This window comes from Candidatus Omnitrophota bacterium, assembly GCA_018894435.1.
Taxonomy (GTDB): Bacteria; Omnitrophota; Gorgyraeia; order JAHIPI01; family JAHIPI01; genus JAHIPI01.
This window is the reverse complement of sequence record JAHIPI010000087.1, coordinates 25,671-37,859: the sequence shown is the minus strand read 5'-3', so window position 1 is coordinate 37,859 and position 12,189 is coordinate 25,671. Positions and strand designations below refer to the sequence as shown.

Here is a 12,189-nt window from a genome sequence, read left to right as displayed (position 1 = left end):
TTGCAGGACGTGATAGAGGCCAAGTATGAAGAAGCGCGCGAGACGCTCATCGCTATATCTTATGGATTTTATAAAAATAAAGAGATTGTGGGGCGAACCGGCTGTAATAATAAAGAGGTGTCCCGTCACATAAAACTTTTGATCGATAAAAACCTGATATACACCTCAGGCAATACTTACGCCTTCTACGATAAGATGCTCCGGTTCTGGCTTACTAAAGTTTATCACAAGCGTAGAGTTACTCTTGTGGATAACATATCCGAGAAGGCGAAGAATTTTCGTGACGACGCGTTGAACATGATACAAAATTTCGTAAATAATTCAAAACTTGATGTAGCTACACGGGCAAAGATGCTTCTGGAATCTTTCAATAATGAACTTATTGAGATAGATTCTAAGAAGCACCGGCTGGTTCGTTTCGATAAGGTAGAGATAATAGAAAATGGTGCGAAAAAGTGGGTCGCCGGATATGTAAACAATAAGCTTTACCTTGCTTGCATATTCAAGGATAAAGTGGAGGAGAATGACATCGTCGATTTTGTGCGGGATTCCATGAAATATAAACCACTCCTCAAGCGCCGCATCTTTATGCATTTCAAAGAGATAGACATCAACGCGAAGATACTGGCTAAAGAAATGAAAATATGGTTATGGAATCTCGAGGCCGTAAATAATTTATTTGATCTATTCGGCAAGGAGAAAGTAGTGAGGGTGGATAAATTATGAGGATAGGGGTATTATCCGATACGCATATACCGAGGGCATGTCCCAATATCCCCGCAGAAATATTAAGCGCATTTAAGGGTGCGGACCTGATACTCCATGCCGGAGACCTGGTAGAAATGAGCGTGTTGAGAGAATTAGAAAAATTGGCTAAAACGAAAGCGGTATACGGCAATATGGATGGGCCCGAGTTACGCAAGTTACTCGGCGAAAAAGAAATAATAAAAGTTAAGGGATTCTCTATAGGGCTGGTTCACGGCTACGGCCCTCCCGCAAATCTGATAAATTATGTAAAAGATGAGTTTTCGGAAAAAGTGGATGTTATCGTATTTGGCCACTCTCACTCGCCCGTAAATGAAATAAAAGACGGGATCCTATTTTTTAATCCCGGAAGCCCTACGGATAAGATCTTTGCAAAATATAAGTCTTACGGCATGCTTACGATAGCAGACGGCATAAAAGGGGAAATAATAAAAATAAAATGATAAATAATTACGGCATACCGATATTAACCGTGGAGGCCGAAAATCTTCCACTTGCATGGGAAGAGGCAGTTCTCGCGGCATGGGAAAAGGGCGAAGACATAAAGACAGAGTACGACAAACCAAAAGATCCGCCCAGCAAAGACTGCACAATGATAATAGTAGTGAAATTTCCCATGGCCGAACCGCGTATACACCGCGCCTTTCCAGGCGGCCTTGAGGACCTTGAGGTGTACCGGCAGGAGGTCGTTTTGGGCATACATGACCACTGGATAAGCCCTCGGGAAGGCAAGTGGACTTATACTTATCATAAAAGGCTGTTCGATTATGAGGGGGGAATCGGACGCACGAATCAAATAGATTTAATAATAAAAAAATTATCCGAAGTTCCTTATTCCCGCAGGGGGCAGGCAATCACATGGAATGTCGATCTTGACGGAAAGGCGGATGACCCTCCTTGTCTACAGCGGCTATGGTTCAGGATAAGCGCCGGGATCGACGGGAAAAAGATATTAAACATGAACAGCCACTGGAGAAGCAGGGACGCGTTTAAAGCATCTTTTATGAATATGTTTGCTCTTACGGACCTCCAAAAAATAGTATCGGACGAGATATCCTCACGATGCGGCGAAAAAATAGGCGTAGGCCGTTACGTAGACATAAGCGACAGCTTCCACATTTACGGCTCCTACTATGAAGACTTTAAGAAGTTTCTCGAGACCTCAAAGACCAGAAGCTTTGAGGAGAGAACCTGGAATACGGAATTTGCAGAGCCATTTTTCGAGGACGCCAGAAAAAAAATAGAAGCGGAAAAAGAAAGCAAAGCGAAACAAAGATGCTGACAAGAACGCAAATAGAAAAAAGAGAGTATCGGATTCTAGCCCCATATGCGATGAAAAGCGCTGAAACGAGGGGGCGAGTCTATAAAGAAAAAGAACACGATTACAGAAGCGCGTATCAAAGAGATAAGGACAGGATAATATATTCGACCGCCTTCAGAAGGCTGGAATACAAGACGCAAGTATTTGTGAATCATGAGGGCGATTATTACAGGACGCGCCTTACTCATACCCTGGAGGTGGCGCAAATAGCAAAATCTATAGCGAGGGCACTCTGCCTAAACGAAGACCTGACTGAGGCAATAGCATTGGCGCATGACTTGGGACACACTCCATTTGGCCATGCGGGCGAAGATGCCCTGAGAGAGCTTATGAAAAGGCATGGCGGATTCGAGCACAATGCCCAGGGGTTGCGCGTTGTAGACCTGCTCGAAGAGCAATATCCGGAATTTCCGGGGCTTAATTTAAGCTGGGAGGTAAGGGAGGGAATAGCGAAGCACTCCACTCTATTTGATCACCCCTCCCAGGCGGCAGAGCTTGGCGGAAAGTCGCTTCCCATCCTGGAGACACAGGCAGTGGATATGGCGGATGAAATAGCTTATGACAATCATGACCTTGACGACGGAATAACGAGCGGCATGATAGATAAAGCCGACTTGCAAAAAATCGATCTGTGGAGCGAAGCTCACGCGGCAATAGCCTTAAAATATAAAGGGTTATCCGAGGAAAAAAGTAAATACCAGATAATAAGAAAACTTATAGACAGCCAGGTTACTGATTCAATAAGCGAGAGCGAAAAGAATATTAAAAGAAAAAATATTAAAAGCAGCGGCGATGTAAAGCGTCTTAACAAAAAAGTCATATGCTTTAGTAATGAGATGTTCAAAAAAAGGAAACCGCTTCGCCAATTTCTAATGAACAATCTTTATCAACACTATAGAATAGTAAGGATGTCGGATAAGGCAATAAGGTTTATAAAGGACCTGTTTCGTGTATACCTGACTAAGCCGCAGCAGCTTCCGCCCAAATTTCAAAAAAGGCTGAAGAAAGAAGGGGCTTATCGCGTTATCTGCGATTATATAGCCGGCATGACCGATCGCTATGCGCTTGACGAGTATAAAAAATTCTTCGAACCATATGAACGGGTATAGAAGATGAACATATCTGATTTATTAAAGGCTATGATCGAAAAGAATGCCTCGGACATACATCTTAAAGTGGGCAGCGGGCCTATATATCGGATAAACAAACGGCTTATCCCTGAGGATAGGTGCGGAAAATTTACCAAAGAGGACATGGAAAATATCATTTCGCAAATCACTACCGAAACCCAGCGCCATGAGTTTGAACAAAAAAACGAGATCGACTATGCGTACTTAGCGGATAACATCGGGCGGTTCCGGGTAAATATATTCAGGCAGCGAGGCGAATCCGGCATAGTCATGCGGCGGATAAAAGACAAAATACCGACATTTGCAGAGTTGAATTTGCCGCCGATTTTTGAAAAGATCGCCATGTTTGAACGTGGTATAATTCTCATAACAGGAGCAAGCTCTACAGGAAAAAGTACAACGCTTGCAAGCATTATAGATTACATAAATAGCAATAAGAACAAGCATGTAATGACGCTCGAAAATCCCATCGAATATATACATGGGGATAAAAAATCCGTAATCAATCAACGCGAAATAGGCGTAGATACGGAATCGTTTCACGCGGCGCTCAGGCACATACTACGCCAGGACCCCGATATCATAGTAATAGGCGAGATGAGAGATGCCGAAAGCGTTATGACGTCCATATCGGCAGCGGAATCGGGCCACGTGGTATTGAGCTCGTTCCATGCGGAAGATACTATGCAGGCCATCACGAGAATACTAGACTTTTTCCCCCATCACGAAAGAGAACAGATAAGGATGCAATTAGCCAACAACTTAAAAGCGATAACATGCCAGCGCCTGCTTAAAAAGCTCGGAGGGGAAGAAGTAGGCCTGATACCGGCCGTAGAAATACTTGCGATTACGCCTATTGCGTCAAAATTGATCCGCGAAAACAGGGTAAAGGAGATAATCAAATTGCTCCAACACGGTGAAGAAGGGATGTGCACATTCAACATGGCACTCGCAACTTTATACAAAAAGAATTTAGTGACAAAAGAGGAGGCGCTTTCAAAATCTAGTAATCCGGAAGCGCTAAAGATAAACCTAAAAGGAATATATCTGGACGAAGATAAGGGGATATTAGGATAGATGGAAAATACTAAAGACTTACTTTCACAGCTAGTAAAAAGCGAAGGCTTTAAGAAGGAGGCGTCTGTACTTAAAGCGCTTTTAAAAGATTCGGTATGGTGGATGGCGGAGGAGACCGATAAAGCAGCCATAACCGGTGTAGATAAGGTCAAACCGTACTTTTGCCGGAAAGGTGAGGCCGTAACTGATGCCTGCCTGAGAAGGTTCCGCAATCTGCTGAATAAGACGAGGAGATCTAAAAAACCTGTGCGTTTCGGCTGCGCAAATTCCAAAAACGGTATATGCGTACCCGTGATCCAAGGCGACAAGATTTATGGATATATCGGAATATGCCACTCCCAAAACAAGATAAGAGATGACATAATAGCGCTATTCTCTAATTTTATGGAGGGGCTTATAAGAGAATTCCAGAAGGAAGTCGAGCTTGCAAAGCTTTACGAAGCAGTAAGACCAAGGGCCATTGCCCTGTCCACTGTCCATACCATACACCGCATCTTAAGTTCAACATTAAACTTAGAAGAACTGCTGCCTAAGATAGCGCGCCTTTCGCTGCAAATACTGAAAGCGGAGCGATGCTGCATATTGCTCGCAAACGGCAATAAGAAACCCACTATTGTACATATTTCAGCGGGTAATAACGGGAAAAAAGGATCTGGTTTATACCGCGGCCATTATGCAAGAATTATAAAGCGGGATGTTCTGCGCAAGGGGAAACTTGTAATGACAAAAAAGATGCTCTGCGCGCCTTTAACCGACGAGGATGTCATGGGAGCGATATGCGTAATGTGCCGAGTAGATAATGCGCCCTTCAATATATTTGACAAGGAAATACTGGCAACTCTTTCCGAGCAGGCCGTAATAGCTGTTAAAAATGCCAAGCTGTATAAAGAGCAGAAAGATATAACGCTCGGAAGCATAAAATCGCTGGCTACTACTCTGGCAACGCGTACGGGCGGAAGTTACAGGCCCAAGGAGTCTTTCATAAAGATAATCCTCGCCATGGGAAAAGAGATGCAGCTCGGTTCGGACGAATTACGAAACCTGCATTATGCCGCCCTGCTGCATGACGCCGGGCAGATAGGATTCTCCGATAAAATACTTACTAAGAGCGCGAAATTAACGGGCAAGGAATATGATATTATAAAAAAGCACCCTAAAAAAAGCGTGAAAATAATAAAACACTTGAGTTTTTTAAAACCGGTCATCCCGCTAATATTGCACCATCACGAAAATTATGACGGCTCAGGATATCCTGATGGGCTAAAAGGCGATAATATACCGCTTGGATCAAGAATAATGGCACTTGCGGGGGCATTTAATGCGATGATTACAAAACGCCCCTACCGGCAGAAGGTGGATATTGAAAAGGCGATATCCGAAATAAAGAAAAGCTCGGGGACGCAGTTTGACCCCAGAGCGGTAAAGGCGTTTTTAAAAATAATCGGAGAGAAATCGATTGTCGGCTTACTGAAAAAGAACAGGTAAAATACAAAATGATTACATCGCGAAAGAATCTATTAAGGGTATTCGTAATATCGGTTTTGATAATTTGTGTTATTTTGCTTATACCCATACGGTTCAATAGCATTAACCGGCTTATCCTCTCGCCTTTAGAAAAAAAGTTTTCGAAAAAGCTCGACTTTAAAGCGTCTAAAATATGGATACCCGGAAATATCTTCTTGGGGGGAGTATCCATTTCAGATGGAAGCGGTATGATGGGTACAGCCGAAGACCTGAATATCAACTACAATCTGTCGGCTCTTTTACTGCAGAGTGGCGAAGTATCTTTTAAGGTAAGAAATGTCGTGGTTCGGCAGGATATCGGCCTCCTTACTTCGGTCTCCAGCATGCTCACTATCCCAAAAATGCCCGATGCCAGATTCGAATGCATTGAAGGCATATTGAATTTTCAAAAAAATGTTGTGTATATGAAGAATATTGCGGCCGCGACAGATGATATGAAAATACGAGGAGAAGGGTGGGTAAGCAAAGAAGGTGATTTAAACTGCAAATTACATTTTTCATTCTCGAGCTCGGTCACAAGCAACGTGCCGGATATAGTGAAGACGACCTTACTGACTGAAGAGGCGAACGGCTGGATGGGCATAACGCTGAAGGCCAGGGGTAATTACGCAAGGCCTTTTCTCTCTATAGACAGCGAAACATTTAAGTTGAATATACGGAAAGGAATCTTGAAGCTCAGATAGCCTTATGGGAGAAAATTACACAAAACAAGACCAGGGAGAACTTTTCCCGGAGTTTAAGCCCTCCGGAGGCGGAAAATTCGCGTATTTCAAAAAGGACTTTACGCTTGGAAAAAAGATGGTCTTAACCATTTCATGGGAAAACCTGGTTCTATTTTCCATAGTTTTAATCATGCTTTTAGCGCTCTTTTTTTCAATGGGTGTTGAAAAAGGTAAGCGACTGACCGCGAAAGAGATGCGCATACCGGCACCGGCTGCTTACCCATCTAAAGCGGAAATAAAAGAACCTGTGTCGGCGGGTGAGGTAAAAAGAACTCCGAGCGTAAACGCTTCCCCGGTAAGTGAAAAAATTTCCGGGCCATATACCATACAGGTCATGGCCCTTAAAAAAATCGAAGATACCCAAAAGGAAGTAGCGCGTTTAAGTGCGGCCGGATATGAGGCTTTTCTTATATCTTCGGGCAGTTGGCATCAGGTATGCATAGGCAGATACGCTACGCAGGCAGATGCCAGTAAAGATCTTAGGAACATCAAGCAAAAATATCCGGATTCGTATATCCGCAAAACAGGTAATTAACGTAAGACAAGGAGGAAAGATGTCGCAACATCCTAGTTTAAAATCAAAAGGTAAGGAAAAGGCACACAGGTCGGTGTGGAAGCGCCACGAACGCCTTAAATTTCTTTCAGGAAAAGATAAATGGTCTGAAAGCGATTCCGTATACGGCCTTGAAAAGATCAAGCTGCTTCGAGTCAAGATAAAGAAGGAAAAGGCTGTTGAGGCCGCCGCTGAAGGTGCCGAAGGCGCTCAGACTGCAGAAGGCGCTCAAGGCGCAGCCGCTCCGCAGGCAGGAAAAAGCGAGGCAGCTGCCAAAGGCGCTACGGCTCTAGCAAAGGGCGCGGCGGTAAAGGGCGCAGCAGCAAAGCCCGCAGTGGGCAAGGAAGAGGCAAGGGGAGCATCCAAGCCCGACAAGCCGGTAAAGCCCGGCAGTAAAGTAAAATGACAGCTGTAAGCTCAGAAACTATGCGCCAACTGGACATAATGGCTGCCGCAAGCGGCATATCGACGCTTGAGCTTATGGAAAACGCGGGTTCTGCCGTCGCGGTAAAGGCAAAAGAAATAGAGCGCGTAGAAGGAAAAAATATTGCTGTCTTTTGCGGTAGGGGAAATAACGGCGGCGACGGATTAGTAGCCGCGAGAAAATTAATAACGGACGGCCTTCGGGCAGACCTATACCTCCTGGGAAAAAAAGAAGACGTAAAAAATGAGGCGGCGATTAACCTAAAATTACTCCTTAAGATAAAAAATGTAAAGGAACTTATTTCGGAAGAGGATGTTGAGCGCCTTAATGACAGTTTTAATTATTCGCTTGTAATAGACGCTTTGACCGGAACAGGATTTCGCGGCCCTATCAAGGGCATCTTGAAAAAGGTAATAGACCTCATAAATTCTGCCCGGCTGCCGGTTCTGGCGGTAGATGTGCCTTCCGGCTTAAATGCGGATAATGGCAAGGCTGAGCCTGTGGCGGTAACGGCCCTATATACATTAAGTTTTGGATTACCCAAAAAGGGTTTCTATACAGGGGATGGCCCATCCCATACAGGTTCCATTGAGGTAGTAAACATAGGCTTCCCTCAGGAGTTACTGGAGAAGGCCATAGAACTCGAGAAGGGATATGAAAGAGATAAAGGTTAATCTGGGGCGTAACAGCTATAAGATAAAAATAGGCCACGGTATCCTCAAGAAAAGCGGCTTATATATCTCACGCTTGAACATAGGCGATAACGCCGTAATAATAACGAACCCCAAAATAAACCGCCTGTACGGACGCACCTTGCGGGAATCGCTCAAAAAAAACGGCATAAGCGTTCACACTGAGATGGTGCCCGACTCTGAAACCAGTAAATCCCCTAAGACATTTTTCAGTTTGATAAATAAAATAGCGCATGCCGATAAGGGCAAGAAGCCTTTTATAATAGCGTTCGGCGGCGGTGTTGTCGGGGACCTGGCCGGTTTCGTGGCGGCGGTCTATAGGCGCGGTGTGCCCCTTATTGAAATACCGACGACGTTATTAGCGCAGGTCGATTCATCAATAGGCGGCAAGGTAGCCATAGATGCGCCATTTGCCAAAAACATGGTGGGTGCTTTTTATCAGCCGTCCATCGTAATCTCTGATACCTCATCTCTGAAAAGCCTGCCCAAGCGCGAGATAAAATGCGGCCTCTCCGAGATAATAAAATATTCCGTCATAGACAGCCGTTCGTTTTTCAATTTCTTAAGCGAGAATATCGACTCAATAATAAGATTAAATAAGACTAAGATGGAATATACCATTAAGAAATGCTGCGCGATAAAAGCTAAGATCGTAAGTAAGGACGAGAAGGACGTAAAAGGGGTAAGGGCAGCATTAAATTACGGACATACCATAGGCCATGCCATAGAAAGCGCTTCCGGTTACACGGGCCTGTATAATCACGGGGAAGCCGTGGCTATAGGAATGCTCGCTGCGGCAAATATATCCAATAAACTCGGTATGCTGTCAGAAAAGGATGCCTCGTCCATAAATAGCCTTGTTTCGCGAGCCGGGCTTCCGACAAAAATAAAGAATATCAAATTAAAAAAAATCATGGATGCCGAGCTGCACGATAAAAAATTCACCGAAGGCGTCAATGCGTTCGTGCTGCCCGTCCGAATCGGTAAGGTAGCCGTTGTTAAAAACATATCCGAAAATATTATTGAAGAATCTGTGCGGGAGCTCATTGTATAAAAGAGGAGATGAAAAATGCAGGTAAGAAAATTTGATACCAAGGATAGTGCGGACGTAAAGAACCTGATAGTATCAATCCTGACAAAAGAATACCCGTTCGATAAAAGCGTGTATGAAAATAGCGACATTTCAAGCATAAGTGATACATACGGCGGGCGAAAGGATGTCTTTTTTGTAATCGAGTCGGACGATGATATTATAGGCACCGTGGGCGTAAAAGAAGATTCAAAGGATACGGCTCTGCTTAGAAGGCTGTTCATAAAACCTTCATGCCGGAGAAAAGGCTACGGTTCGCTGCTCCTCTCAAGGGCGCTTAATCATTGCCGAAAGAACCATTTTAAACAGGTGGTCTTCAGGGCTACAGGGAGAATGGCGCAGGCAATAAATCTCTTAAAGAAGAACGGTTTCAAGGAAGCGGAAAAGATAGATCTCGGTGGTTTTCGAATATATAAATTTGTGCTAGACCTTTAAGCAGTTACCTCGCGCTCAGATTGAACATCTCCTCTTTATATAAAAGTACTACTTTTTGCGGCGAGATCGAGAGTATCTTGGCGCCGCTTAAGATATCGCCTATTTTCACCATTTGGTTGTTTATAATAGCCCAGGAGTTGTCGGCATCATAAATTATTCCGTTTAATTCGAAATTTGATATAAATTCATCTTTCGGCGTGATACCCTTCAGCGCCCTGCCCAATCTCTTAAAAATAGTGGGTTCCCGCTCAAGAGCTATCAGATCAGGATACATCGCCTTGGTATAAGTTTCGACCTCAATGTAATCCTTTCCAGACTTTGTGAGTTGCGGCGATTGAACTGCTTCGGTGTCTACGAAAGAAATGATAAATACATTCATAGCCGATAAAAATATGATCGCGCCTATTATCAATATGCCCGAGATAATAACAGGGCGGCTTATGCGCCAATCGATCTTACCCGCAGGCTGATCAGCGGTCCTGCCGGAGATAGTTGGAGCATCATCTATGCCGCTACTCACCGGCGCTTCTTTTCTGTGGGACGACATATCTACTCGCGGACCTAAAGCTTTGTTTAGGTATTCTTTTGAATTTATGCTGCTATTGCGTTCCATTTCCGCTTTTTTCAGGGCTTCAGTAATTATGCTCATACGGCTATCCTTCCTTCTATTTCTTCTATGCTTTTTTCTATAATATTTCCGTTTATTTCGTAACGCTCCAGGACAAATCCCAAAAGAAGCGATTTGTCGCAGACTATATTGATGAGGCGGGGTATTCCGCCCGAATATTCGTAAATCTTCTCTATGGCATCTTCGGTGAATTTAAGCGTCCCGTCAGATCCGGCTATCGATAATCTGTGGTTTACATAGTCGGTGATTTCGTTTTGTTCAAGCGGCAAAATATGGTACCGGACGCTTATCCGCTGCCTCAACTGCCGAAGATTCGGTGAATTGAGTTTTTCTCTTAATTCCGGCTGTCCCACGAGTATTATCTGAAATAATTTTTCCTTGTCCGTTTCTAGATTGGAAAGCATACGCAACTGTTCGAGCGTACGCGCCTTCAGGTTTTGGGCCTCGTCAAGAATAAGGACGACATTATTGCCTGCGCGCAATTGGTGTATTAAAAAAAGATTAAGTTTGGCGAATAATTCCATTTTTGTCCTGCGCTCGACATTTATATTCAGATCATCCGCTATCGCCTGAAGCACCTGAAGCTCGGATAGGTCAGAATTGAAGATGAAGGCGGCCTTCGTTTGCGGATCCAGCTGGTTCAGAAGGGCGCGGCATAAGGTAGTCTTGCCAGTGCCCACCTCCCCGGTTATTTCAAGAAACCCTTTTCTCTCTTTTATGCCGTAAATGAGATGCGTAAAAGCTTCCTTGTGCCTTTTGCTGAGATACAAAAAGGCGGGATCGCTTGTAACATTGAAAGGTCTTTCGCTGAGTCTGTAATAATCTAAATACATAGTATTATCTTCATTTTATTATTATAAAGTATATCACTAAACAGCCTCTTTGTAAAGGGAGAACACGAAAAACGCTTGACAAAGCAAAAATCATATGATATACTTCTTACAACCTATGGATATAGTTGGATTTATATATCGATAGTATACCAAAAATGGAGGGGGGTGACACAGAATGAAGAAAGGTTTAGTAATAGCGTTAGTTATGGTTATGGTGCTCGCAGTAGCTACGGTTAGCTACGCGCAGGATCCTGCCAAGAAGCTCGGAAGAGGCTTGGCGAATATTCTGACTGGCTGGATAGAATTGCCTAAAAACATATATGACACCAGTGTAGAAGACAATCCGCTAGCAGGACTGACCATAGGCTTAGCAAAAGGCATAGGAATGACGATAGTCAGGACGGGCGCCGGTATTTATGAGGTGGTAACGTTCCCGTTCCCTATACCGGAAGACTATGGACCAGTATTAGAACCTGAGTTTGTATTTTCCGAACAATAATTTCAACTTTCAGATAAAATAAAATATAGGGCAGCCGTTCTTGGTTGCCCTATATTTTTTTCTTGCCATAATATACTGTCTGATATATAATACTCCCTTACGAGAGGAGATCAAGTATGTCAGAAGAAATAAAAGATAATGAAGTGAAGAAGGAAGCGGAGAAAGAGACCAAAGCGGAAGAAACGCCCAAAGCGGAAGCCGTAAAACCTGCGGAGCCGACACCTGAAAAAGTTGCGGTCAGTGCCCCTGAGGCCAAGCCGGCAGAGCAAAAAGAGAAAGAGCGCCCTACAAACTGCGCAGCGTGTAACAAGGCCTTCAAGCATAAGCTGTGGCACTATAGAAACGGTAAGTATTTCTGCAACAAGCGATGCTGGGAAAAGTTCGATGCGGAAATAAAGGCAAAGGCCGCCGAAGCTAAGGCAAAAGAAGCAGGAACTCAAGAACCGGCAGCTGGCCCGGAAAATCCGTCCGCTTAAGATAATAACGCCCGTTATTA

The 12,189-nt window shown here is 44.1% G+C and carries 15 protein-coding genes and 1 pseudogene; 14 read left to right on the top strand and 2 right to left on the bottom strand.

Going from position 1 to position 12,189, the window contains the following annotated elements:
* From KKI13_07595 to KKI13_07540, 12 genes and pseudogenes are all read left to right on the top strand, one after another.
* Positions 1-726: hypothetical protein (locus KKI13_07595; protein MBU4488904.1), on the top strand; the 726-nt coding region annotated here is incomplete at its 5' end.
* The gene (locus tag KKI13_07590) at positions 723-1,208 is read left to right on the top strand and encodes a metallophosphoesterase (GenBank protein MBU4488903.1); all 486 of its coding nucleotides are present in this window, start codon (positions 723-725) and stop codon (positions 1,206-1,208) included. The genes KKI13_07595 and KKI13_07590, both read left to right, overlap by 4 nt.
* Positions 1,205-2,047: a hypothetical protein gene (locus KKI13_07585; protein MBU4488902.1), complete on the top strand. Its 843-nt coding sequence runs from the start codon at positions 1,205-1,207 to the stop codon at positions 2,045-2,047. The genes KKI13_07590 and KKI13_07585 overlap by 4 nt, the downstream gene beginning before the upstream one ends.
* On the top strand, positions 2,041-3,195 hold the full coding sequence (locus KKI13_07580) for a deoxyguanosinetriphosphate triphosphohydrolase (protein MBU4488901.1): 1,155 nt from the start codon (positions 2,041-2,043) through the stop codon (positions 3,193-3,195). Before KKI13_07585 ends, KKI13_07580 begins: the two co-directional genes overlap by 7 nt.
* A 3-nt stretch (positions 3,196-3,198) precedes the next feature.
* Complete coding sequence (locus KKI13_07575; GenBank protein ID MBU4488900.1) at positions 3,199-4,293, top strand: PilT/PilU family type 4a pilus ATPase; 1,095 nt, start codon at positions 3,199-3,201, stop codon at positions 4,291-4,293.
* Positions 4,294-5,778 carry an HD domain-containing protein gene (locus KKI13_07570; GenBank protein ID MBU4488899.1) on the top strand — a complete coding sequence of 495 codons (1,485 nt, stop codon included), beginning with the start codon at positions 4,294-4,296 and terminating at the stop codon, positions 5,776-5,778.
* 8 nt (positions 5,779-5,786) lie between these two features.
* Positions 5,787-6,500 (top strand): AsmA-like C-terminal region-containing protein, encoded by a 714-nt coding sequence (locus KKI13_07565; protein MBU4488898.1) that lies wholly within the window; start codon positions 5,787-5,789, stop codon positions 6,498-6,500.
* 4 nt (positions 6,501-6,504) lie between these two features.
* On the top strand, positions 6,505-7,074 hold the full coding sequence (locus tag KKI13_07560; GenBank protein MBU4488897.1) for an SPOR domain-containing protein: 570 nt from the start codon (positions 6,505-6,507) through the stop codon (positions 7,072-7,074).
* 19 nt (positions 7,075-7,093) lie between these two features.
* Positions 7,094-7,237, top strand: a pseudogene (locus tag KKI13_07555) (small basic protein).
* Positions 7,238-7,494: 257 nt separating this feature from the next.
* The gene (locus KKI13_07550) at positions 7,495-8,190 is read left to right on the top strand and encodes an NAD(P)H-hydrate epimerase (GenBank protein MBU4488896.1); all 696 of its coding nucleotides are present in this window, start codon (positions 7,495-7,497) and stop codon (positions 8,188-8,190) included.
* The gene (gene aroB / locus KKI13_07545) at positions 8,171-9,262 is read left to right on the top strand and encodes a 3-dehydroquinate synthase (GenBank protein ID MBU4488895.1); all 1,092 of its coding nucleotides are present in this window, start codon (positions 8,171-8,173) and stop codon (positions 9,260-9,262) included. Before KKI13_07550 ends, aroB begins: the two co-directional genes overlap by 20 nt.
* Before the next feature lie 15 nt (positions 9,263-9,277).
* Entirely contained in the window at positions 9,278-9,733 is a 456-nt protein-coding gene (locus tag KKI13_07540) for a GNAT family N-acetyltransferase (protein MBU4488894.1), read from the top strand.
* A 4-nt stretch (positions 9,734-9,737) separates the two neighbouring features.
* Here the strand turns inward: KKI13_07540 and KKI13_07535 are convergent, their stop codons facing one another.
* Positions 9,738-10,382, bottom strand: coding sequence for a general secretion pathway protein GspB (locus KKI13_07535; GenBank protein ID MBU4488893.1), 645 nt, complete (start codon positions 10,380-10,382; stop codon positions 9,738-9,740).
* Positions 10,379-11,194, bottom strand: a complete 816-nt coding sequence (locus KKI13_07530) for an XrtA-associated ATPase (GenBank protein MBU4488892.1) — start codon at positions 11,192-11,194, stop codon at positions 10,379-10,381. Before KKI13_07530 ends, KKI13_07535 begins: the two co-directional genes overlap by 4 nt.
* A gap of 175 nt (positions 11,195-11,369) precedes the next feature.
* Here KKI13_07530 and KKI13_07525 point away from each other — a divergent pair, with 175 nt between their 5' ends.
* Together KKI13_07525 and KKI13_07520 are read left to right on the top strand one after the other, a co-directional pair.
* Complete coding sequence (locus tag KKI13_07525; protein MBU4488891.1) at positions 11,370-11,693, top strand: exosortase system-associated protein, TIGR04073 family; 324 nt, start codon at positions 11,370-11,372, stop codon at positions 11,691-11,693.
* A gap of 116 nt (positions 11,694-11,809) precedes the next feature.
* On the top strand, positions 11,810-12,169 hold the full coding sequence (locus tag KKI13_07520) for a hypothetical protein (protein MBU4488890.1): 360 nt from the start codon (positions 11,810-11,812) through the stop codon (positions 12,167-12,169).
* Positions 12,170-12,189 lie beyond the last annotated feature (20 nt).